Annotated in this window: 19 protein-coding genes; 7 read left to right on the top strand and 12 right to left on the bottom strand. The window is 71.4% G+C overall.

Annotated elements, in window-relative coordinates; all coding sequences use genetic code 11:
• The first annotated feature begins 63 nt into the window (after positions 1 to 63).
• The 5 genes from ACIA8L_RS44205 to ACIA8L_RS44225 are packed head-to-tail and all read left to right on the top strand — an operon-like array spanning position 64 to position 5,277.
• Positions 64 to 921, top strand: coding sequence for a hypothetical protein (locus ACIA8L_RS44205; RefSeq protein WP_395914357.1), 858 nt, complete (start codon positions 64 to 66; stop codon positions 919 to 921).
• Positions 918 to 1,487 carry a DUF4129 domain-containing protein gene (locus tag ACIA8L_RS44210; RefSeq protein ID WP_395914359.1) on the top strand — a complete coding sequence of 190 codons (570 nt, stop codon included), beginning with the start codon at positions 918 to 920 and terminating at the stop codon, positions 1,485 to 1,487. Before ACIA8L_RS44205 ends, ACIA8L_RS44210 begins: the two co-directional genes overlap by 4 nt.
• Positions 1,484 to 2,926, top strand: a complete 1,443-nt coding sequence (locus ACIA8L_RS44215) for a DUF4350 domain-containing protein (protein ID WP_395914361.1) — start codon at positions 1,484 to 1,486, stop codon at positions 2,924 to 2,926. The genes ACIA8L_RS44210 and ACIA8L_RS44215 overlap by 4 nt, the downstream gene beginning before the upstream one ends.
• Positions 2,923 to 3,921, top strand: a complete 999-nt coding sequence (locus ACIA8L_RS44220) for an AAA family ATPase (protein WP_395914363.1) — start codon at positions 2,923 to 2,925, stop codon at positions 3,919 to 3,921. The genes ACIA8L_RS44215 and ACIA8L_RS44220 overlap by 4 nt, the downstream gene beginning before the upstream one ends.
• Before the next feature lie 9 nt (positions 3,922 to 3,930).
• Entirely contained in the window at positions 3,931 to 5,277 is a 1,347-nt protein-coding gene (locus ACIA8L_RS44225) for a DUF58 domain-containing protein (RefSeq protein WP_395914365.1), read from the top strand.
• Positions 5,278 to 5,332: 55 nt separating this feature from the next.
• Here ACIA8L_RS44225 and ACIA8L_RS44230 read toward each other — a convergent pair whose 3' ends face one another.
• Positions 5,333 to 6,331, bottom strand: a complete 999-nt coding sequence (locus ACIA8L_RS44230; RefSeq protein ID WP_395914366.1) for a stage II sporulation protein M — start codon at positions 6,329 to 6,331, stop codon at positions 5,333 to 5,335.
• 88 nt (positions 6,332 to 6,419) lie between these two features.
• Between ACIA8L_RS44230 and ACIA8L_RS44235 the strand changes: the two genes are divergently transcribed.
• A complete protein-coding gene (locus tag ACIA8L_RS44235) occupies positions 6,420 to 7,397 on the top strand; it encodes an RDD family protein (RefSeq protein WP_395914368.1) in 978 nt (325 codons plus the stop codon).
• Positions 7,398 to 7,404: 7 nt separating this feature from the next.
• Here ACIA8L_RS44235 and ACIA8L_RS44240 read toward each other — a convergent pair whose 3' ends face one another.
• The 10 genes from ACIA8L_RS44240 to ACIA8L_RS44285 all read right to left on the bottom strand — a co-directional run bounded on the left by ACIA8L_RS44240 (position 7,405) and on the right by ACIA8L_RS44285 (position 19,324).
• Positions 7,405 to 9,138, bottom strand: coding sequence for an ABC transporter family substrate-binding protein (locus ACIA8L_RS44240; protein WP_395914370.1), 1,734 nt, complete (start codon positions 9,136 to 9,138; stop codon positions 7,405 to 7,407).
• Positions 9,139 to 9,184: 46 nt separating this feature from the next.
• Positions 9,185 to 10,423: an iron uptake transporter deferrochelatase/peroxidase subunit gene (gene efeB / locus ACIA8L_RS44245; RefSeq protein ID WP_395914372.1), complete on the bottom strand. Its 1,239-nt coding sequence runs from the start codon at positions 10,421 to 10,423 to the stop codon at positions 9,185 to 9,187.
• 19 nt (positions 10,424 to 10,442) lie between these two features.
• Entirely contained in the window at positions 10,443 to 11,591 is a 1,149-nt protein-coding gene (gene efeO / locus ACIA8L_RS44250; RefSeq protein ID WP_395914374.1) for an iron uptake system protein EfeO, read from the bottom strand.
• Between the two features lie 33 nt (positions 11,592 to 11,624).
• Entirely contained in the window at positions 11,625 to 12,455 is an 831-nt protein-coding gene (efeU, locus tag ACIA8L_RS44255; RefSeq protein ID WP_395914376.1) for an iron uptake transporter permease EfeU, read from the bottom strand.
• Between the two features lie 171 nt (positions 12,456 to 12,626).
• Positions 12,627 to 14,093 (bottom strand): adenosylhomocysteinase, encoded by a 1,467-nt coding sequence (gene ahcY, locus ACIA8L_RS44260; protein WP_395914378.1) that lies wholly within the window; start codon positions 14,091 to 14,093, stop codon positions 12,627 to 12,629.
• Between the two features lie 316 nt (positions 14,094 to 14,409).
• A complete protein-coding gene (manA, locus tag ACIA8L_RS44265) occupies positions 14,410 to 15,552 on the bottom strand; it encodes a mannose-6-phosphate isomerase, class I (protein WP_395914380.1) in 1,143 nt (380 codons plus the stop codon).
• 2 nt (positions 15,553 to 15,554) lie between these two features.
• On the bottom strand, positions 15,555 to 16,532 hold the full coding sequence (locus tag ACIA8L_RS44270) for a cation diffusion facilitator family transporter (protein ID WP_395914382.1): 978 nt from the start codon (positions 16,530 to 16,532) through the stop codon (positions 15,555 to 15,557).
• The gene (locus tag ACIA8L_RS44275; RefSeq protein ID WP_395914384.1) at positions 16,529 to 17,740 is read right to left on the bottom strand and encodes an SIS domain-containing protein; all 1,212 of its coding nucleotides are present in this window, start codon (positions 17,738 to 17,740) and stop codon (positions 16,529 to 16,531) included. The genes ACIA8L_RS44270 and ACIA8L_RS44275 overlap by 4 nt, the downstream gene beginning before the upstream one ends.
• The gene (locus ACIA8L_RS44280) at positions 17,737 to 17,934 is read right to left on the bottom strand and encodes a Trm112 family protein (protein WP_395914386.1); all 198 of its coding nucleotides are present in this window, start codon (positions 17,932 to 17,934) and stop codon (positions 17,737 to 17,739) included. Before ACIA8L_RS44280 ends, ACIA8L_RS44275 begins: the two co-directional genes overlap by 4 nt.
• Before the next feature lie 16 nt (positions 17,935 to 17,950).
• On the bottom strand, positions 17,951 to 19,324 hold the full coding sequence (locus ACIA8L_RS44285; protein ID WP_395914388.1) for a phosphomannomutase/phosphoglucomutase: 1,374 nt from the start codon (positions 19,322 to 19,324) through the stop codon (positions 17,951 to 17,953).
• Positions 19,325 to 19,449: 125 nt separating this feature from the next.
• Between ACIA8L_RS44285 and ACIA8L_RS44290 the strand changes: the two genes are divergently transcribed.
• Positions 19,450 to 20,430 (top strand): cation diffusion facilitator family transporter, encoded by a 981-nt coding sequence (locus tag ACIA8L_RS44290; protein WP_395914390.1) that lies wholly within the window; start codon positions 19,450 to 19,452, stop codon positions 20,428 to 20,430.
• A gap of 4 nt (positions 20,431 to 20,434) precedes the next feature.
• On the opposite strand, the gene ACIA8L_RS44295 is transcribed toward ACIA8L_RS44290, so the two are convergent.
• Positions 20,435 to 21,859, bottom strand: coding sequence for an aldehyde dehydrogenase family protein (locus tag ACIA8L_RS44295; protein ID WP_395914392.1), 1,425 nt, complete (start codon positions 21,857 to 21,859; stop codon positions 20,435 to 20,437).
• Positions 21,860 to 21,918: the final 59 nt, after the last annotated feature.

The following is a 21,918-nucleotide window of genomic DNA, read 5'->3' on the forward strand; positions in this document are numbered from 1 at the left end:
CTCTCGGTAACACTCGGCGGACACGGGCTCCCGAAGTCGCTCGGGCCGACTACCGTGTCCGCCGTGGAGGAGACCAAGGCCGTGATTCCGATGCGTCCGCTCACCTTTGGTGAGTTGCTCGACGCCGCGGTGTCACTGCTGCGCTCCCAGGCCCCGCTGCTGCTCGTGGCCGCGTTCGTGCTGGCCGCGATCGAGCAGGCGGTGTTGTATCCGCTGCGCGAGTGGGCGCACCTGCATCCGCCCGCCTACACGTTCGACTGGAACCGCCACCTCGGCGAGGGCTGGCTGGTCTTCTGTGTCGGCATGACGACCGAGGCCGCGATCCTGGCCCTGCTCGGCGGGTTCGCCGGGGCTGCGGCCGGGCCGGGTCTGCTCGGGCAGCGGGCCCGTCGGCGCGATCTGCTGCGGCAGGTGCGGCGCCGGGCGCTGCCGCTGCTCGTGGTCGCGCTGGCCACCGCCGCGCTGGTCTTCGTGACCTCGCTCGTGCTGATGCTGCCCTGGCCGTGGGTCTACGGGCTGTTCGGGCTGGCCGCGCCCGCCCTCATGATCGACCGGGTCGGGCCGTTCCGCGCGATCGGGCGCTCGTTCAAGCTCGCCGGGCGCGGGACGCGCGGCGTGTTCGTCCGCGTCGGGGCCTACATCAGCTGGGCCGCGATCCGCCTGGCGCTCGGGGTCGGCGGCTCGGCCGTGCTCGAGATCTGGCTCAACCGGCGCGACACCCTCTACATCCTGGCGATCATCGCCGTCTGGGCGGTCGTCGACGCCGTCGCCTACGCGACGCTCGCCTGCATCGACGCGGTGCTCTACCTGGAGGTCCGGATGCGGGTCGAGGGGCTCGACGTGGCCATCGGCCGGCTGCGGCGCCTCGACCGGCCGGTCGACCTGGCCAGCTCCGTCATCCTCGGGGCGGCAGTGCGATGACCAGGGCCTGGGCCGAGTTTCTCCAGATCGTCGACGACCTGCTGGGAGTACCACTGGCGTCGCTTCTGCTGCTTGTCGCGGCGATCCTGTTCGGCCTTCTGCACTATTTCTACCCGCGGTGGATTCCGAAACGGTTCCCGCGGCTGCGCTTCGGGCGGCAGGGCAAGAAGGACGAGGAGCAGGAGCAGCTCGACGTCGATCTCGACGATGACGAGGAGCCGGAGCCGGAGGCCGAGCCGTCCGACGACGAGGAGGTGCCGGAGCTGCCCGCGCACGTGTTCGCCTCGCTGGCCGACCGCCTCGCCGCCGAGGGCCGCTACGCCGAGGCCGTCCGGGAGCGGCTCCGCTCGATGGTGCGCAGCCTCGTCGAGCGGGACATCCTCGAGCACCAGCCCGGCATGACCGTCACCGAGCTGGCCCGGGCGGCGGGCTCGGCCCGGCCCGCGGTGGAGGCACCGATGCGCAACGCGTCCGGCATCTTCTCCGACATCTGGTACGGCGAGCGCCCGGCCACCGCCGACCATGACAGCCGCATGCGCGAGCTCGCCGCGGAGGTCGGCAAATGACCGTCACCGCGCCGGACCGGCCGGCCGAGAGCCCCAGGACCGGCCGGACGCCGAAGATCGCGAAGAAGCCGCGGTCCCGGCGCTGGCTGCGCCTGGTGATCCCGCCGGTGGCGGTGCTGGTGCTGATGCTGTTGGGGGTGGTGGGATACCAGCTGGAGCAGCCCGACCTCGACGACGCCGGCTATCTCTCGCCCAGCAGCCACGCCGGGATCGGCGCCGCCGACCTGGCCGATCGGGTCCGGGCCGCGGGGGTCCAGATCATCCCCGAGCAGAAGAGCTCCGACGCGCTCATCGCGGCCTACAGCGGCAACGCCACGTTGCTGATCACCACGCCGCAGCTCGTGAACAAGTTCTACCTGCGCATGATCAAGCTGCTGCCGCCCTCGACCCGCGTGGTGATCGTCGAGCCGGACGCGGGCGTCATCAACGACGGCCTGCTGCCGATGGCCGGCACGGCCCGCAGCTATGTGGCCCGGACGACCGCGCCCGGCTGCGACTACGCGCCCGCGGCCCAGGCCGGGGCGGCGAGTGTGGTGCGCACCCGTTACGGGCCGCTCTACGAGGAGCTCGGCCGCGAGCTCGCCCGCTGCTACGCCGACTCGCTGATCGTCTACCAGCGCGACGGCGCCGCTCCCGTCACCGTCGTGGGCTCGGCCGATCCGTTCCGCAACGACCGGGCCGGCGAGCACGGCAACGCCAAGCTGACCACCGCGCTGGTCACCGGCGCGCCCCGGCTGGTCTGGCTCGACCTGCACCGCCGCGAGCCCCCGCCCGGCGTGACGAACGACCCCGGGCTCGCCGGCGCCCCGGAGGCGCCCGCGTCGCTGCGCCCGGTCGACCCGGCGAACCCGGGCGAGACCGACTTCCCGATCCCCGGCGCGGGCTCGGGGGCGCGGCCGCCGGCCCAGGGCAACGCCGACGGCGACAACGGCGACCCGCCGCCGGAGCCCGAGGACCCGCCCAACCCGCTGTGGAGCGCGTTCCCGCCGTGGACATACGTGGTCACCGCCCTGCTCGCGCTCGGTGTCCTCGCGCTCGCCGTGGCGATGGCCCGGCGGCTCGGCGCGCCCGTGGTCGAGCCGCTGCCGGTGGTCGTGCGCTCCAGCGAGACCGCGATCGGACGGGGCCGGCTCTACCAGCGGGCCCGGGCCCGCCCGGAGTCGCTGCAGATCCTGCGCGACTCGGCGATCGTCCGGCTGACCCGGCTGCTCCGGCTCGACCCCGACATCGAGCGGGGGGTCCTGATCGAGGCGGTCGCCGCGAGCAGCGGATGGCCACCCCCGGCCGTGGACCTGACGCTGTTCGGACCGCCGCCTGACACCGACCCCGAGTTCGTCGCCGCCGCCGTGCGCCTCGAGCAGCTCGTCAACGCCGTTACCACCGAACAACCAGGCACGCAGCCGGCCGCGGCCGCGCCCGTCGAAGGAGATCCCCGGTGACCGATATCGCCACGCCGCTGATCGAAGGCTCGCCGGAGGCCGGTGCGCAACAGGCCCGGGCCGCGCTCGGCCGGCTGCGCGCCGAGGTGGCCAAGGTCGTCGTCGGGCAGGACGCGGTGGTGACCGGCATGGTCATCGCGCTGCTCGCCCGTGGCCACGTGCTGCTGGAGGGCGTGCCCGGCGTCGCCAAGACGCTGCTCATCCGCACCCTTTCGGCCGCGCTCGACCTGGACTTCAAGCGGGTGCAGTTCACCCCCGACCTGATGCCCGGTGACGTCACCGGCTCGCTGATCTTCGACGCGCGCAGCGCCGAGTTCCAGTTCCGCGAGGGGCCGGTCTTCACCAACCTGCTGCTGGCCGACGAGATCAACCGGACGCCGCCGAAGACCCAGGCGTCGCTGCTGGAGGTCATGGAGGAGCGGCAGGTGTCGGTCGAGGGGGCGGCGCGGCCGCTGCCCGACCCGTTCCTGGTCGCCGCGACGCAGAACCCGATCGAATACGAGGGCACCTACCCGCTGCCGGAGGCCCAGCTCGACCGGTTCCTGCTCAAGCTGACGGTGCCGCTGCCGACCCGGGACGAGGAGCTCGGCGTGCTGCGCGCCCACCACAACGGCTTCGACCCGCGCAAGCTGCGGGAGGCCGGCGTGCAGCCGGTCGCCACCGCGGCCGACCTGGCCCTCGGGCGCTTCGCGGTGCAGCGGGTGGCGGTGGCCGACGGGGTGCTCGCTTACATCGTGGACCTCTGCCGGGCGACCCGGGTGTCGCCGTCGCTCGAGCTGGGCGCCTCCCCGCGTGGGGCCACCGCTCTGCTGGCCGCGGCGAAGGCGTGGGCCTGGCTGACCGGGCGCGACTATGTGACGCCGGACGATGTGAAGGCCCTGGCCCGCCCGACGCTGCGGCACCGGGTGCGGCTGCGGTCGGAGGCCGAGCTGGAGGGCGTGACCACCGACAACGTGCTCGAGTCGGTGCTGGCCACCGTCCCGACACCGCGGTAGGGGCGCTGCATGATCACGTGGCGGGCGGCGGCGCTGCTCGGCGTCGGGGCCGTGGTCCTGGCGCTGGTCGGGCTCATCGCCGGTGACGCGATCCCGGCCGCCGGGCTGTGGGTCGGGGCCGGGGCGTTGGTGCTGCTCGTCGCCGCCGCCTGCGTCGTCGACTGGCTCAGCGCGGCGTCGCCGAAGCTCGTGAAGATGAGCCGCACCGGCGACCAGTCGCTGTGGTTGGGCGAGACGGGGCAGGTCACGCTGCTGGTGCAGAACCGGTCCGACCGGGTGCTCACCGGGCGGGTTCGGGATGCGTGGGTACCGTCGGCCGGCGCGACCCCGACCATGCACGACGTCCGGATCGAGCCCGGCCGCGCGGTCGCCCTGACCACGAAGCTCACCCCGACGCGGCGCGGTGACCGCCCGGCGGTGCGGGCCCTGGTGCGCTCGTTCGGGCCGTTCGGGCTCACCTACCGCCAGACCAGCCGGGCGGCCGCGGCCAAGCTCACTCCGGCGTGGCGGCTTCGGGTGTACCCCCGGTTCCACAGCCGTCGCCTGCTGCCGGAGAAACTCTCGCGCCTGCGCGTGCTGGACGGCTCCGTGGTGACGCGCGGCCGCGGCCAGGGCACCGAGTTCGACACGCTGCGTGAGTACGTGGTGGGCGACGACGTCCGCTCGATCGACTGGCGCGGCAGCGCCCGCCGCTCCGACATCGTGGTGCGGACCTGGCGCCCCGAGCGCGACCGGCGCCTGGTGTGTGTGCTCGACACGGGGCGTACCTCCGCCGCCCGCATCGGCGACGAGCCGCGCCTGGACGCCGCCATGGACGCCGCCCTGCTGCTCGCATCGGTGGCGGCCCGCGCCGACGACCGCGTCGACCTGCTCGCCGTGGACACCGCGGTGCGGGCCTCGGTCACCAACGTCGAGAAGCGCACGCTGCTGTTCCGCCTGGTCACCACCATGGCCCCGCTGGAGCCGGCGCTGGTCGAGACCGACTTCGGCCTGGTCGCCGGCGAGGTCCTGCGCCGCGAGCGCAAGCGGGCCCTGGTCGTGCTGTTCACCGCGCTGGAGCCGGGCGCGCTCGGCGAGGGGCTGCTGCCGGTCCTGCCCCAGCTGGCGGCCAAGCACAAGGTGATCGTGGCGGCCGTGCACGACCCGGAGCTGACCAGGATGAGCCGGGTGACTCCCGACGCGTCCCCGGCCACCGTCTACGCCGCGGCCGCCGCCCAGCGGGCCCTGGCCGAGCGGGACCGGGTCGCCGCCGCCCTGCGCCGCCACGGCGTCGAGGTCGTGGACGCGCCGGCCGACGAGTTCGCCTCCCGCCTGACCGACCACTATCTGGCGCTGAAGCACGCCGGGCGGCTGTAGCGCACGGCTGGGTGGCCGTCAGGGCAGCGCTGCGGCTGACCGGGTGGGTGCAGTCCTAGACGGCGGGCAGGGACTCCTGGACTATCTCGCCCTCGATCGCCGTGCTGGCGCCTTCCTGCTCGGCGCGGCGGCCGAGGATGAAGACGTACACCAGGAAAGCGCTCCAAACCAGGAAGCCGATGAAGTCCTTCACGATGTTGGGCAGCAGGCTCGCCGGCGTCACGAACGCCTCCAGCAGGCCGCTCACCAGCAACACCGCGACCAGGCCCAAAGCGACCAGAATGCCCTCCGACGCGGTCTCGGCCAGCGCGCGGCCGCGGGTGCGCAGCGGGCCCGGGGCGACCCAGGACCAGCCGATGCGCAGGCCGACGCCGGCGCCGATGAACACCGCGGTCAGCTCCAGCAGGCCGTGCGGCACGATCAGGCCGAAAAAGAGGTCGCCGCGGCCGTAGGCGATCATGACGCCGCCGATGAGGCCGACGTTCAGGGCGTTGCCGAACAGCAGGTAGACGACCGGGAAGAAGATCACGCCGGAGGCCAGGACCTCGCCCGTGAGCAGGGCGTTGTGGGTCCACACGCGGAGGAACTGGTTCTGCGGGAGGTACTGGCTGTAGTAGCCCTCGAAGTCGTTGTTGACCAGGGCGCTGATCTCCCCGTCCGACATGAAGTAGCCGGCCACTTCGGGGTTGGACGCGACGTAGCCCATCAGCGCGAACGTGAACAGCGAGAACGCCGTCGCCACGCCGCACCACCAGGGCCAGGCCCGGTAGACGGTCAGCGGGAAGGTGTGCGTGAAGAAGCGGCCCACCGTGGCCATCGAGAACGAGGGGGTGCCGGTGAGCGCGTTGCGGCCCGCGAGCACCAGCCGGGACAGGCGGGCGACCAGGATCGGGTCGGGCGAGCGGCTGCGGATCAGCGACAGGTGCGTCGCCGCGCGCTGGTACAACCCTACGAGCTCGTCCGCCTCGGCCGCGTTGAGCTTCCGCTTCCGTGACAGCTCGTCCAGCCGTCGCCACTCGGCGTTGTGCTCGTTGACGTAGGCGTCCAGGTCCACCCCGGCAGCGTAGACGCCCCGGGCACCCCGCTGGCGCCGGTCACCCGGGCGGCCCCCACGACGTGCACGGGTGTAGCAGACTGTCGCCATGACCGAAACCGCGGCGGCGCCCGGCGAGCGGCTCGTCAGCGGGGAGGCTGTCGAGCTCGAGGTGCGCGTGGCCCGGGCCGGATCGCGGGTCCTCGCGCTGATGCTCGACATCGTGCTGCAGACGGTGCTGCTGTTCGGGCTGCTCGTGGGGACCGGCATCGTCGTATACCTGACGCTGCGGACCAACATCTTCGACGGCGGCCTGTTCGAGGCCATGATCGTGATCCTGATGGCCGTAGTGTTCATCGGCTACCCGGTGTTCTGGGAGACGATCCTGCGGGGCCGCACGCCCGGCAAGGCGGCGATGGGCCTGCGGGTGGTCCGCGACGACGGCGGCCCGGTGCGGTTTCGCCACGCCCTCGCCCGGGCCCTGGTCGGGCTCGCGATCGAGTGGCCGGGCCTGCTGTTCCCGGTCGTGTCGTGGCTCGGCAGCCTCGGCGTCCTGATGCTCAATCCGAGCGGCAAGCGCATCGGTGACCTGGTGGCCGGCACGATCGTCATCCACGAGCGGACCCCGGCCGGCTGGGGCTGGGTCCCGGCGATGCCGCCGCCCCTGGCCCGCTGGGCCGCGCTGCTGGACCTGACCGGCCTCGACGACAGCCTGGCCCTGGCCGTGCGGCATTTCCTGGCCCGCAACCGCGAGATCGGCGAGCCCGCCCGCACCGCCCTCGGCCAGGCCCTGGCCCGCGAGGTCGCCGACCGGACGACACCACCGCCCCCGCCGGGCGTGCCGGGCTGGGCCTACCTGGCCGCGGTCCTGGCCGAACGGCACCGCCGGTCGGCCCACCGCCTGGCCCGCGCCCGCGCCGCCTCCGCCACCGTGTGGCCGGGCCTCTACGCCGCGATCACCCCGCGGATGCTCCCGCCGGCCCGCCCGCAGCCGCTCGGCGGCCAGTGGGCCCCGCTACAGCCCGCCGTGCCCCAGCCGACCGTGCCACAGCCCCAGCCCCCGAGGCCACCGGTCCCGCACGCGTAGCCCCGGTTCAGGCCGAGCGCAGGCCCCACTCGCCGATGTTGTAGGTCGGGCCCCAGACCGAGGGGTTGTCGCGGATGTTGGCGTACTCCGAGTAGGTGAACGTCAGCGTCGGGCGCTGCATGAGCGGCAGCACGTAGGCGTCCTTCGTCAGCAGGTCGTCGGCCTGGTTGAGGGTGTCCGCGGCGTGCTTCGGGTCGACGTCGGTGGCGGCCGCGTGCACCAGGCGGTCCAGTTCCGGGTTGGTGTAGCCGCCGTAGTTGCCGGCCGCGCCCGTCGCCCACCGTCGCTCGGCCGCGCCCTGGTAGAGCGGGCCGTTGACGAAGTCGGCGAGGACCAGATCGAAGTCGCCGGCCGTCAGGGTCTGCGAGAGGCTGTCGGTGGGCTCCGGGTGGGCGTCGATGCCGATGTTCTTCAGGGCGGCCGAGATCAGCTCGGCGGCCGCGGCGCGGATGGTGTTGGCCTTGTCGTAGCGCAGGCGCAAGGTTGGGATCGCCTCACCGGCCTTGGTCGACAGGCGGCCGTTCTCGAGCTTGTAGCCGGCGTCGGCGAGCAGCTTCTTGGCCTTCTCGCTATCGCCGCTGCCCTGGCCAGTGCCGGAGATGACGTCCTTGTAGCCGGTGTCCCCGGGCACGAAGTTGTGGCTGCCCAGCGGCTTGAGGCCCTTGTCGAAGGCGCCGTAGGTCTTCTCGACCACGGTCTTGACGCTGACCTCGGTGAACAGCGCGCGGCGCAGGACCGGGTCGGCGAGGTACTTGTTGCGCACGTTGAGCATCAGGTGCTCCCACGCGTAGCTCTCGCCCACCTCGTAGATCACCCCGGGGATGCCGTCGACCCCGGCGACCAGGGTCTGCGACGGCGTCGGTGACATGCCGGTGATCTCTTTGGCCTTGAGCGCGGGCAGGATCGCGGCCGGGTCGGTGATGAACTTGAACGTGATGGTGTCGAGGGACGGCTTCGTCTTGCCGTACCACTTGTCGTTCTTCTTCAGCACCAGGCTCTTGTCCTTGTCGTACGCGTCGATCTGGTAGGGGCCGCCGGACCAGGTCGGCACGGTGCGGGCGAACCAGTCGGAGGCCGCGTAGACGCCGTCGGGCTTGGCGAGGTCGTAGCCCTGCTTGGTGGCCAGGTGCGACGGGTAGAGGCCGTCGTTGGAGAAGTCGCCCTTCCAGTCGCCGAAGGTCTTGCCGTCGGTGAAGGTCATCGTGACGGTCTTGCCGCTGTCCGAGCCGACGATGCTCTTGATCACGTCGTAGCCGGCGGTGGCGGCCGGTGTGCAGCCGTTGCAGTGCAGCGGGTTACCCGAGTTCTGCTTCCACGAGAAGATGAAGTCGTCGGCGGTGATCGGGATGCCGTCGCTCCAGACCGCGTCCGGACGGATCTTGTAGACGATCGTCTCGGGGTTCTGGTTGGTGATGTCGGCGCTGCTCACCAGGTCGGTGTTGAGCTGGAGGCGGCCCTGCGGGTCGACCTTGAACACCTGCGGGAGCAGGCCGGAGAGGGCCTGCCTGGTAGCCGGCCCGGCCCCGTCGCGGGTGTTGACGTTCCAGTTGGCGATCGTCGCTTCGAGGCCATAGGTGTATGAGCCGCCGAGCTTGAGGTCGCCGCCGTTGCAGGTGGTCGGGTTCTTCTCGCAGTCCGCGAACCCGATGGTGGCCGTCGGGGACGGCTTGCCGGAGCCGCCGCCGGTGCACGCGCCGAGCAGCAGGGCGGCCGCCGCGAGTGCCACGGTCGCGCCCCGCATTTGCCTTCCAGTAACAAACGCCACCCGGCCACCATAGGGGGCGGCCCTAGACGAAGAGGGCACGACCCCAGTAGTCGTCCGCGCCGGTGACTCCCGGTGGGCAGGCGAACAACCCGCTGGAAACATGGCGGATGTACTCGTTCAGCGCATCCTGTCGCGCCAGCCGGGTCTGGATCGGGACGAACTGCTTACGCGGGTCGCGCTGATAGGCGATGAAGAACAGCCCGGCGTCGAGCCGGCCGAGGCCGTCGGAGCCGTCGACGAAGTTGTACCCCCGCCGCAGCAGCCGCGCACCGTCGTTGAACTTCTGGTGGGCCAGGCGGACGTGGGCGTCCGTCGCGATGGTCTCGCCCGAGAAGTCCGGCTCGTCGAACTCCTTGGCCGAGCCGAGCGCGGCGCCCTCGCCCTTGTTGCGGCCGATGATCTGCTCCTGCTCGGCGAGCGAGGTGCGGTCCCAGGTCTCGATCAGCATCCGGATCTTGCGGGTGACCATGTAAGAGCCACCGGTCATCCAGTCCTGGCCGTCGCCGGGCGCGGCCCACAGCTGCTCGTCGAGGAGCTGGGTCTCCTCGGCCTTGAGGTTGGCCGTGCCGTCCTTGAAGCCGAACAGGTTGCGGGCCGTCTGCTGGGTCACCGACGTCGAGGAGGTGCGCCCGAAGCCGAGCTGGGACCAGCGCACACTGACCACCCCGAAGCCGATGCGGGCCAGGTTGCGCACCGCGTGCACGGCCACCTGCGGGTCATGGGCGCAGGCCTGCACGCAGATGTCACCGCCGGAGATCTCCGGCTGGAGCGTGTCCTTGGCGAACTTCGGCAGGTCCGCGAGGGCGGCCGGGCGCTTGTCGGCGATACCGAAACGATCCTTGCCTTCTGCGGTACGGAACAGTGTCGGACCGAAGCCGATCGTCAGCGTGAGGGCAGACGGCGGCAGGCCGATCGCCTCGCCGGTGTCATCGGGGGCGGCCTCCGGCACCCCGTTGACGGCGCCGATGGCGCCCGCGTCCCGGCCCTGCGTCATGCGGGCCGCGGCCGCGGTCCACTTCCGCAGCAGCTCGACGACCTCGGCCTTCTTGTCGGTGATGACGTCGAAGGCGACGAAGTGCAGCCGGTCCTGGGCGGGTGTGACGATCCCGGCCTGGCGGGCGCCGTAGAAGGGCACCGCCGCGCCCGGGTCGTTGGCCCGGGCGGGCGGCGTCTCGTCGAAGAGCGCCAGGCCGGCGGCCCCGCCGGCGGCGGCCCCGAAGGCCCCCGCACCGGCGAGTCCGAGCATCTTGCGACGATCCATGGGAGAACCCCTCAAGAAATTATTTCGAAGCGACGAGCGGTGCGACCTTGCTGATCGGCTCGGCCAGGGCGTTGATGGCGTCGGCCAGGGCCTTCAGCTGGGTCTCGGACAGCTCGTTGTGCAGCTTCCAGCCGTCGCCGTTGCGGTACTTGTCCAGCTCCGCCTGCGCCGCCGCGAACTTCTCGTCCAGGCTCTTGGCCAGGGCCGCGTCCTTCTCCTCGATGACCGGGCGCAGCGCCGCGATCGCGGCCTTCGAGCCTTCCAGGTTGGCCTGGAAGTCCCACAGGTCGGTGTGCGAGAAGGTGTCTTCCTCACCGGTGATCTTCCCGGTGGCCACCTCGTCGAGCAGCTCCTTGGCGCCGTTGGCGAGCTCGATCGGGGAGAGCTGGACGGTCTCGGCCTTGCTGACGATCGTCTTGACGTCCTCGAGCAGCTTGTCGGCGGTCGGGCCGGACTTGCTGATGTCGTTGGTGACCCAGAGGTCCTTCTCGATCTTGTGGAAGCCGGTCCACTCCTGGCCCGGCTCGAGGTCGGCCTCGCGGGCGTCGATCGCCGGGTCGAGGTCGCCGAAGCTCTCGGCGACCGGCTCGATCCGCTCCCAGTAGGTCCGGGCGATCGGGAAGAGGGCCTTGGCCTTGGCGGCGTCGCCGGCCTTGACCGCGTTGACGAACTCGGTCGTCTTGTCGATCAGCGCGCCGGTGTTGTTCTTCACGTACTGCTGGTAGTCCTTGGTCGCCTGCGCGAGCTTGGCGTCGTCGGTCAGCGGCTTGCTCTCGCCGGTGGCCTTGAACGCGCCGCGGATGCCGTTGCCGATCATGCCGGGCTTGCAGGCGGTCTCGTAGGTGCCGGCGGGCAGCTCCACGATCAGGTCCCGGGTGAGGCCGGGCGCGACGTTCTCCACCTCGCCGACGATCCGGTCGCCGGTGGCATAGACGTAGAACTCGGTGACCTTGCCGCCCTTGTTGCTGACGGCGAAGGTGATGGGGCCGGAGGCCGCCTCGGTCTTCTCGACCTTGCACTCGGAGTCGGTCGCGGTCACGGCGATCTTGCCGTTGCCGCTGGCCGCCCCGCCGGGCTGGCTGTCGGACTTGTTATCGCCACACGCGGTGAGGGCCGCGAGGGCCAGCGCCGGCACCGCGCCAGCGACGAGCAGGCGTGAAGTACGCATGGTTCTCCTACGAAATGTGGGAAGGGGGTGAGATCAGGCGTTGGAAGGTGCCGGCTCCGGTGCCGGTTTGCGCAGCAGTGGCAGCAGGAAGAGGACCAGTACCGGCACTCCGTAGGCGATCCAGGCGATGGTCTCCAGCACGGACGGCTGGGGCGTGAAGTTGAACATGCCGCGCAGCAGCTCGGCGTACCAGGCGGTCGGCGGCAGCGCGCCGGAGAGGTCGAACGCGTGGTTGTTCAGGCCCGGCAGGACGTTGGCCTCCTGCAGGTCGTGGACCCCGTACTTGAGGATGCCGGCGGCCACGAGCACCAGCAGGGCGCCGGTCCAGGTGAAGAACTTCGTCAGGTTGATCCGGATCGCGCTGGCGTAGAGCAGGAAGCCGAGCACGACCGCGGTGGCCAGGCCGAGCGAGATGCCGACGAAGGGCTGCCAGTCGTCGGCGCCCTGGGCCGCGGCGAAGAACAGGACCGAGGTCTCCAGGCCCTCGCGGGCGACGGCCAGGAAGGCCATGCCGGCTACCGCGAACGGGCCGACCTGGATCGCGTCCTCGAGCTTGCCGCGCAGCTCCTTGCTCATCTGGCGGGCCATCCGGCGCATCCAGAAGATCATGAAGGTGACGAACACGACGGCGATCAGCGAGGCGATCGCGTCGACCAGCTCCTGGTGGGGGCCGGAGAGGTACGCGGTGCCGGCTTCGAGCAGCGCGGCCACGCCGATGGAGAGCAGGGCCGCGAGGGCGACGCCGCCCCAGACCCACTTCAACAGGTGCTTGCGGTCGCTCTTGACCAGGAACGCGACGAGGATCGAGATGACGAGCGTGATCTCGAGGCCCTCGCGCAAGCCGATCAGGTAGATGGCGGTCACACTGTCTCCGCAGGTAAGGCTTCGCTAACTTAGGTCAGCTTTACCTTAGGCCACACCCGCATCTACTACAAGCGTGTGGTACTTCTCCGCTCGAGTCTTCGAGTTCGACGACGTCATGGACAAAAGCCCCACCGGAGCAACTCCGGTGGGGCTTCGGGACGAACTGGGAGATCAGTAGCGGTAGTGGTCCGCCTTGAACGGGCCCTCGACCGGGATGCCCAGGTATTCGGCCTGCTTCTTGGTCAGCTCGGTGAGGTGGACGCCCAGGGCGTCCAGGTGCAGCCGGGCGACCTTCTCGTCGAGGTGCTTGGCCAGCGTGTAGACGCCGATCGGGTACTCCTCGATCTTCGTGAACAGCTCGATCTGGGCGATCGTCTGGTTGGCAAAGCTGTTGGACATGACGAACGACGGGTGGCCGGTCGCGTTGCCGAGGTTCAGCAGGCGCCCCTCGGACAGCACGATGATCGAGTGGCCGTCGTCGAACTTCCACTCGTCGACCTGCGGCTTGATGTTGATCCGCGTCACGTCCGAGCGGTTGGCCAGGCCGGCCATGTCGATCTCGTTGTCGAAGTGGCCGATGTTGCCCACGATCGCCTGGTGCTTCATCCGGCCCATGTGCTCGGCCGTGATGACGTCGAGGCAGCCGGTGGCCGTGATGAAGATGTCGGCCGTCTCGACGACGTCCTCCATCGTCGCGACCTGGTAGCCGTCCATCGCGGCCTGCAGCGCGCAGATCGGGTCGACCTCGGTGACGATGACCCGGGCGCCCTGGCCGCGCAGCGACTCGGCGCAGCCCTTGCCCACGTCGCCGTAGCCGAAGACCACGGCGACCTTGCCGCCGATGAGCACGTCGGTGGCCCGGTTGATGCCGTCGATGAGCGAGTGCCGGCAGCCGTACTTGTTGTCGAACTTCGACTTCGTGACGGAGTCGTTGACGTTGATCGCCGGGAAGAGCAGCGTGCCGGCCTGCTGCATCTCATACAGGCGGTGCACGCCGGTGGTGGTCTCCTCGGTGACGCCCTTGATGCCGGCCGCGACGCGGGTCCAGCGGCGGTTGTCCTCGCCGATGGAGCGCTGCAGCACCTTGAGGATGACCGCGTACTCCTCGGAGTCGGCGGTGTCGGGCGACGGTACCGCGCCCGCGCCCTCGAACTCGGCACCCTTGTGGACGAGCAGGGTGGCGTCGCCACCGTCGTCGAGGATCATGTTCGGGCCCTGACCGTCGGGCCAGAGGAGCACCTGCTCGGTGCACCACCAGTACTCCTCGAGGGTCTCGCCCTTCCACGCGTAGACCGGCACGCCGGCCGGCTTCTCGGGGGTGCCCTCGGGGCCGACGGCAATGGCCGCGGCGGCGTGGTCCTGGGTCGAGAAGATGTTGCAGCTGGCCCAGCGCACCTGCGCACCGAGGGCCACGAGCGTCTCGATCAGCACCGCGGTCTGGATCGTCATGTGCAGCGAGCCGGTGACCCGCGCTCCCTTGAGCGGCTGCGTCGCGGCGAACTCGCGCCGGATGGCCATGAGGCCCGGCATCTCGTGCTCGGCGAGCTGGATCTCCTTGCGCCCGAACGCGGCGAGGGACAGATCGGCAACCTTGAAGTCACCGTCGGCGACGGTGCTCGGCGGCAGCGTGCTGGTCAAAATGATCTCCTGGTCTGCAGAGGCTGGACGGCGACCCTTCACGGTACGCGGCGGCCTCGGACCGCTGCCAAAGGCCCCCTGACGGGGTGCGGACAGCGAGCAGGGCGGCGAGATTGCTCCCACCGCCCTGCTCTTCCCCCCGGTTTGGTTCCCCCGCATATTGCTTGGACTGTGTCTCAAGCTCTGCGTAACTAGAAGACTACCCTGTGCAACCAGATTGTCAAGCAATTGCTCTCAAATCGGACGCTTTGGATTCCTAACGAGCGCGGGCGCGCCGCGAGAGTCGCGACGCGCCCGGTTCAGCAGCCCATGTGGGTTACGGTGTCGACGCCTGGAAGGCCTCGCCGGTGCCGCTGAGTGCGAGCTCGGGCCGGCTGGCCGGAGCGAACGCGGCCTGGCCGGCGGTCAGGGTCACGGGCACCGCGCCGTCGTCGACGCGGACCGAGCCGCGCGTGCACAGCACGATCCGGGGCCCGCCGCCCGGCAGCCGGACCGCGGGCCGGTCACTGCCCAGCACCGCCCGGTGCAGCGCGAAGTCGGGCAGCGGCACCGGATAGGCGGACAGCCCGTTGCCGAGGTCCTCGGCGTGGGTCACCGGCTCGTCGAGCACCTCGAAGCGCAGCACCCGCAGCAGCTCCTCGACGTCCACGTGCTTGGGGGTCAGGCCGCCGCGCAGGACGTTGTCGGAGGCGGCCATGATCTCGACCCCGACGCCGCGCAGGTAGGCGTGCAGGTTGCCGGCCGGCATCCAGACCGCCTCGGACGGGTGCAGCCGGATGCGGTTGAGCAGGGTCGCCACGATCACGCCGGCGTCGCCCGGGTATTGCTCGGCCAGGGCCGTGACCAGGTCGTAGGCCGGCCGCTCGGCGGCCCGCGGCGCGCACGCGGCCACCACCTCGCCGACCAGCTCGGCGTCCGGGTTGCCCAGCAGGCCGCGGACCGCGTCGTGCAGCGCCGCGGCCGGGTCGTCCTGCCGCAGGGCGTCGACGGTCGGCTTGAGCCGCTCCACCCCGAGAGCGGCCAGGTCGGCCGCGGCCACCTTCGGATCGCGGAAGCCGCACAGCGCGTCGAAGTCGGTCAGCGCGACCAGCAGCTCCGGCTTGTGCCAGGCGTCGACGTAGGACTGGTGCCCGGCCGCGTGCGCCTCCCGGGCCCGGTCCAGCGTCGGGTGGGCCTGCAGCGAGAGCGGCTGGGCCGCGGCCAGCACCTTGAGCAGGAACGGCAGCCGGGTGCCGAAGCGCTCGACGTTGGCCGGGCCGAGCAGGGTGGCCGGGTCGGCCGCAATCGCGTCGACGAGCGAGGTGCCACTGACGGCCAGCCGGGACGGGCTCGCCGGGTGGGCGCCCATCCACAGCTCGGCCTCGGGGTCGGGGGTCGGCGCCGGGCGGCCCTGGAGGTTGGCGATCGCGGTGTGCGAGCCCCACGCGTACTTGCGGATGGGGCTGTCGAGGAGCTCCATGATCAGTGCGCCTCGGCCGCGTCGACGGTGGCGGGAGCGGTGGTCTTGTCCGTCTCGCCGGCCTTGCTCGCCCGGTAGATGTCGGGCTCCAGGTAGATCACCCGGGCGATCGGGACCGCGGCCCGGATGCGCTCCTCGGCCGCGTCGATGCCGCGGGCGATCTCGTCGGCCGTCTCGTTGTGCCGGACCGCGATCTTGGCCGCGACCAGCAGCTCGTCCGGCCCGAGGTGCACGGTGCGCATGTGGATCACGCGCTCGACCTCGGGGCCGTTGCTGATCGCCGCCTCGATGGCGTCGACCTGCTCGGGCGTGGCCGCCTCGCCGACCAGGAGGCTCTTCATCTCCACCGCGAGGACGGCGGCGACCAGGATCAGCAGCACGCCGATGGCCGCGGTGCCGACGCCGTCCCAGATGCCATTGCCGGTGATCAGGGTCAGACCGACCCCGAACAGCGCGAGCACCAGACCCACCAGGGCGGCGAAGTCCTCGAGCAGGATGACCGGCAGCTCCGGCTCCTTGGCCCGGCGAATGAACTGTACCCACGTCGCCTTGCCCTTGATCTTGCGCGTCTCGGCGATCGCCGTGCGGAAGGAGAAGCCCTCCATGGCGATCGCGGCGACCAGGACCGCGACCGGGACCCACTGCCAGGACTCGATCGGCTCCGGGTGGGAGATCTTGTGCCAGGCCTCGTAGATCGCGAAGACACCGCCGACGAAGAACAGCACGACGGCGACGATGAAGGCGTAGATGTACCGCTCCCGGCCATACCCGAACGGGTGGCGGGAGGTGGCCTGCTTCGTCGCCTGCTTGCCACCGAGCAGCAGCAGGCCCTGGTTGCCGGAGTCGGCGACCGAGTGGATCGCCTCCGCCAGCATCGACGACGAGCCGGTCAGGAAGAACGCGACGAACTTGGTGACGGCGATGCCGAGGTTGGCGGCGAGGGCCGCCAAGATCGCTTTCGTCCCACCTTCAGTGCTCATGGAGAAACCAGATCCTTCATCTCGGACACAGCGGGGACGGCCATCGGGTCGAAGCCGTGGGCCAGACCAAGGTAGATAGAGGTGAAGTCGGGTACCGCCACCAGCGAGGCGAGCCGCTCCAGCGCGGAGCCGCCCTCGGCGGTGATCAGGCTGACCCGCACGCCGCGCCGCTCGGCCAGCTCCTGCACGGCCTCGGCCCGGCGCTCCTCGACCGCGACCGGCTCGCCGTCGGCCTCCTCCTCGTCGGCGGTCAGCCCACCGTCGCGGAGCAGGACCAGGCGCAGCCGGGTGGCCGGGTGGTCGTCGTCGTCACCGGGGTCGGCGAAGATGTCGCGCGAGTCCTCGGCCAGGCCCCCGTAGACGCCGTCGAGCAGGCCCACCCGGCCGCGGCCGGCCTCGCCGAGCGCGCCGACGACGGCCGGGTAGCGGGCATTGGCCGCAAGCGTGTCGCCGAAGCGGCGGGCGGCCACGGTGGCCAGCGGCGAGGAGCCCCAGACGATCGGCACCGAGTGGGCCAGGTCCAGGGCCAGGCTCTTGCCCGGATTGACGAACGACTCCAGCTGTGTGCGGCAGCGCTCGGCGTCGGCGTCGAGCCGGGTCGCGGTCTCGGCGAAGTCGGCCTCGGTGACCTTGACCAGGCCGAGCTGGCGGGCGGCGAGCAGCACCGGGACGGTCAGGCCCCAGAGGCTGGCCCGGGCCGGGGCCCGCCGCGGCACCGGGATGAACGGCGCCCGGAAGCGGTCGGCCAGGGCGTGCAGCTGCGTGTCGGGCGCGCCGATCGCGACCAGCCGGGCACCGCGGCGGCCGGCGGCCTCGGCGGCCGCGAGGGCCTCCGGGGACCGGCCGGACGCCGAGACGGCGATGACCACGTCGGCCGCGCCGACCCAGCCGGGGATGCCGGCGCTGCGGTGGGCCAGGACCGGCACCGGGCAGCGCGGCCCGGCCACGGTCTCCAGGATGTCACCGGTGCGCGCGGCCGTGCCGACGCCCGCGACGACGACCGCCCGCGGGCGGCCCTCGTCGGCCAGCGCGCTCAGGTCGGTCTCGGCGGCCAGCGTGGCCGCCTCCCGGACCTGGGCCCCGGCCGACGCGGTCGCCCGCAGCATGCCGCCCGGGTCGCTCGCCGCGAGGGCCTCGGCGTTGTCGAGCAGGGAGAGATCGATCTCACGATGTCCGCGGACCCCAGCGGTCCCCTCGAGCGGGTTCACTCCGCCCCACCTTCCTCGTCACTAGCCGGCTGGCGCGCCTCGTCGAGCAGCAACACGGGAATGCCGTCGCGAATCTCGAAGATCCGGCCGCATTCCGTACAGGTCAGCGTCTGTGCCGAAGCATCGTGGCGCAACTCGGCGTGGTGCTCGTCGGGGCAGCGCAGTATGGAAAGCAGGGCGGGGTCCACGGACACGCGTTCCAACTCCTTCTCAGCGGCGGATCACGGCCAGCATCTCATCGCGCAGCGCGGCCATCCGCTCGGCGGTCGCAGCCTCAACGTTAAGCCGCAGCAGCGGCTCGGTGTTGGACGGGCGCACGTTGGCCCAGCTGCCGTCCGGAAACGTGAGGGTGATCCCGTCGAGCCGGTCGATCTCGACCGGGAAGGTCTGCTCGATCTCGGCCATCTTCGCGGCGGTGTCGGCCACGGTGGAGTTGATCTCACCCGAGGCCGCGTAGCGCTCGTAGTCCTTGGCCAGCGCCGACAGCGGCGCGGCCTGCCCGCCGAGCAGGGCCAGGGTGTGCAGCGCGGCCAGCATGCCGGTGTCGGCGCCCCAGAAGTCGCGGAAGTAGTAGTGCGCCGAGTGCTCACCACCGAAGATCGCGCCGGTGCGGGCCATCTCGGCCTTGATGAACGAGTGCCCGACCCGGGTCCGGACCGGCTCGCCGCCGTGCTCGCGGACGATCTCCGGCACCACCTTCGAGGTGATGAGGTTGTGGATGACCGTCGCGCCCGGCTCCTTGGCCAGCTCGCGGATCGCCACCATCGCCGTGATCACCGACGGGGAGACGGCCTCGCCACGCTCGTCGACGACGAAGCAGCGGTCGGCGTCGCCGTCGAAGGCCAGGCCGAGGTCGGCCCCCGTCTCCCGGACCTTGGCCTGCAGGTCGACCAGGTTGGCCGGCTCCAGCGGGTTGGCCTCGTGGTTGGGGAAGGTGCCGTCGAGCTCGAAGTAGAGCGGGATGATCGTCAGCGGCAGGCCGGAGCCGAGCACGGCCGGCACGGTGTAGCCGCCCATGCCGTTGCCGGCGTCGACGACGACCGTCAGCGGCCGGATGTCGGAGAGGTCGACCAGCCCGAGCAGGTGGGTGGCGTAGCGCTCGAGCAGGCTGTACTGCTCGATACCGCCCTTGAGCTCGCCCTCGCTCACCCGGGGCGCCCCGCTGTCGAGCAGCTGCTGCGCCCGCTCGCGGATCTCGGTCAGGCCCGAGTCCTGCCCGACCGGCTTGGCGCCCTGCTTGCAGAGCTTGATCCCGTTGTACTGGGCGGGGTTGTGACTCGCCGTGAACATGGCACCGGGCAGGTCCAGCACGCCCGAGGCGTAGTACAGCAGGTCGGTCGAGCCCAGCCCGGCCTCCAGCACGTCCGCGCCCTCGGCCCGGGCACCGTTCGCGAAGGCGGTCGCCAGGGCCGGTCCGGAGGCGCGCATGTCGTGCGCGGTCACGATCTTGTCGGCGAACTCGCCGCGGGCCCGCAGCGTCTGCACGAACGCGCGGCCCAGCGCCTCCGCCACCGGCTCGTTGAGCTGGTCGGGCACCGTCCCCCGCACGTCGTAGGCCTTGACGATCCGGCTCAGGTCGATCACAGTCTCGCACCCCTAGTCGTGGTCGCTCTTCCTACGAGGGAGCCTAGTGCGGTTGCGTTCCGTACACGTCTCAGTCCCGAGTTGCGCATGTGAGATCGGGTAAACGTTGTGGTACAGGATGAGGCATGGCGGAGGAAGGCAACTCCCTGCGGGCCATCGTCGCGGCTCTTGCCGCGAACCTGGGCATCGCAGTCTCGAAGTTCGTCGCGTTCTTGTTCACCGGCTCATCGTCCCTGCTCGCGGAGGCCGTGCACTCCGTGGCCGACACCGCCAACCAGGTGCTGCTGCTCATCGGCGGCCGGCGGGCCCAGCAGCGGGCCAGCCAGCTGCATCCGTTCGGCTACGCACGGTTCCGATACTTCTACGGCTTCCTCGTCACCCTGGTGATCTTCCTCGTCGGTGGCGTGTTCGCGCTGTTCGAGGGGTATGAGAAGCTGCACAACCCGAAGCCGGTCGAGGAGCCGATCTGGGCGTTCGCGGTGCTGGTCATCTCGATCGGGCTGGAGGGGTTCTCCCTGCGTACGGCGGTCCACGAGGCTCAGCCCTCCCGCCGCGGCGCACCCTGGCTGCGGTTCATCAAGACCACCCGCTCCCCCGAGCTGCCGGTCGTGCTGGCCGAGGACTTCGGGGCCCTGACCGGCCTGAGCTTCGCCCTGGTCGGCATCACCCTCGCGGTCATCACCGGCGACGGCCGCTGGGACGCGGCCGGCACCCTCGCGATCGGTGCGCTGCTGGTCGTCATCTCCATCACGCTGTCGCAGCGGATGCGCAGCCTGCTCATCGGCGAGTCGGCCGACAACCGCACGCTCGTGGCCATCGAGGCCGCGATCGAGCGCGAGGCCCTGATCGAACGCATGATCCACCTGCGCACCATGCACCTCGGCCCCGACCAGCTCCTGATCGCGGCCAAGGTGGCGGTGCGCGCCGACGAGACCATGGCCCACGTGGCCCGGGCCATCAACCGCGCCGAGAAGCGGGTCCGCGACGAGCTGAGCTACGAGTGCTTCATCTTCCTGGAGCCCGACGTGTTCGACGCGAACCTGTTCGAGACCGCCGAACGCCCCCCGGGCTCCTCTTCCAATGAACACCGGGAGGCGTGGGAGTGAATATTTACAACTGCAGGCCGGTGAGGACCATGACCCGCTCCTCGGTGTAGTCGGCCATGGCGCTGGCCAGGCCCTCGCGGCCGATCCCGCTGGCCTTCGCCCCGCCGTAGGGCATCTGGTCGGCCCGGAAGCTGGGGACGTCGCCGACGATCACGCCGCCGACCTCCAGCACCCGGTGGGCCTCGAAGGCGCGGTCCAGCCGCCGGGTGAACACACCGGCCTGCAGCCCGTACTGCGAGGCGTTGACGGCCGCGAACCCGTCGGCGTCGGCGGCGACCCGCTCCAGCACCAGCACCGGGCCGAAGACCTCCTCGGTCGCCACCTTCGCGTCGGCCGGGACGTCGGCCAGCACGGTCGGGGCGTAGGCGGCGCCGTCGCGGGTGCCGCCGGTGAGCAGCTTCGCACCGGCGGCGACCGCCTCGGCCACCCACGCCTCGACCCGCTTCGCCGCATCCTCGCTGATCAGCGGGCCGACGTCGGTCTGCTCGTCGCTCGGGTCGCCGGTGCGCTGGGCCTCGACGGCCGCCACGAGCTTGTCGGCCAGGGCGTCGTAGTGGCGCTCGTGGGAGTACACCCGCTGCACCGCGATGCAGCTCTGTCCGGCCTGATAGTTGGAGAACGTCGCGATCCGGGTCGCCGCCCAGTCGAGGTCGTCGTAGTCCTCGCAGACCACGACGGCCGCGTTGCCGCCCAGCTCCAGGGTGACGTGCTTGCGCGGCACGGCGTCGCGGATCTGCCAGCCGACCGGCCCCGAGCCGGTGAACGAGACGACCGGCAGCCGCGGGTCGGCGACCAGCGCGGGGGCCCGGTCGTTGGGGATCGGCAGGACCGACCACATCCCGGCCGGCAGATCAGTCTCCGCCAAAAGAGAACCGAGCATCAGTGCGCTCAGCGGGGTGGCCGGGGCCGGCTTGAGCACGATCGGCGCGCCGACCGCGAGCGCCGGGGCGACCTTGTGCGCGACCAGGTTGAGCGGGAAGTTGAACGGCGCGATGCCGAGCACCGGGCCCCGCGGCACCCGCTTGATCAGGGCCAGGCGGCCGGTGGCGGCGGCGTCGGTGTCGAGCCGCTGGAGGGTGCCCGAGAACCGGCGGGCCTCCTCGGCGGCCCAGCGGAACGTCGACACGGCCCGGGCGACCTCGCCCCGCGACCACTTCATCGGCTTGCCGTTCTCGGCGGTGATCAGCCGGGCGACCTCGTCGGCGCGCTCCTTGAGCCGGGCGCTGACGTGGTCGAGCGCGGCGGCCCGGGCGTGCGCGGGGAGCGCGGCGGCCTCGGCGGCGACCGCGGCCGCGGCGGCGACGGCCGTCTCGACCTGCTCCGGGGTGGCGTTGGAGGTGGCGCCGACCGGACGCCCGTCGTAGGGGTGGCGGATCTCGACGGCGTCGTCGCTGGATGCCGGACTCCCGGCGATGAAGAACGGGGTCACGGTTGCACCCTATCTCCCACGGAAACGGTTGCGGGAGGGCTTGTGCGCCACGGATTCGA

The organism is Dactylosporangium sp. NPDC051541, from assembly GCF_044454505.1.
Classification (GTDB): domain Bacteria; phylum Actinomycetota; class Actinomycetes; order Mycobacteriales; family Micromonosporaceae; genus Dactylosporangium.

Excerpts from the sequence above, each read along its gene's own strand:
- ACIA8L_RS44210 (WP_395914359.1), top strand. The coding sequence starts at position 918 with ATGACCAGGGCCTGGGCCGAGTTTCTCCAGATCGTCGACGACCTGCTG.
- ACIA8L_RS44215 (WP_395914361.1), top strand. The coding sequence starts at position 1,484 with ATGACCGTCACCGCGCCGGACCGGCCGGCCGAGAGCCCCAGGACCGGC.
- ACIA8L_RS44225 (WP_395914365.1), top strand. The coding sequence starts at position 3,931 with ATGATCACGTGGCGGGCGGCGGCGCTGCTCGGCGTCGGGGCCGTGGTC.
- ACIA8L_RS44235 (WP_395914368.1), top strand. The coding sequence starts at position 6,420 with ATGACCGAAACCGCGGCGGCGCCCGGCGAGCGGCTCGTCAGCGGGGAG.
- ACIA8L_RS44240 (WP_395914370.1), bottom strand. The coding sequence starts at position 9,138 with ATGCGGGGCGCGACCGTGGCACTCGCGGCGGCCGCCCTGCTGCTCGGC.
- efeB (WP_395914372.1), bottom strand. The coding sequence starts at position 10,423 with ATGGATCGTCGCAAGATGCTCGGACTCGCCGGTGCGGGGGCCTTCGGG.
- efeO (WP_395914374.1), bottom strand. The coding sequence starts at position 11,591 with ATGCGTACTTCACGCCTGCTCGTCGCTGGCGCGGTGCCGGCGCTGGCC.
- manA (WP_395914380.1), bottom strand. The coding sequence starts at position 15,552 with ATGGAGCTCCTCGACAGCCCCATCCGCAAGTACGCGTGGGGCTCGCAC.
- ACIA8L_RS44270 (WP_395914382.1), bottom strand. The coding sequence starts at position 16,532 with ATGAGCACTGAAGGTGGGACGAAAGCGATCTTGGCGGCCCTCGCCGCC.
- ACIA8L_RS44290 (WP_395914390.1), top strand. The coding sequence starts at position 19,450 with ATGGCGGAGGAAGGCAACTCCCTGCGGGCCATCGTCGCGGCTCTTGCC.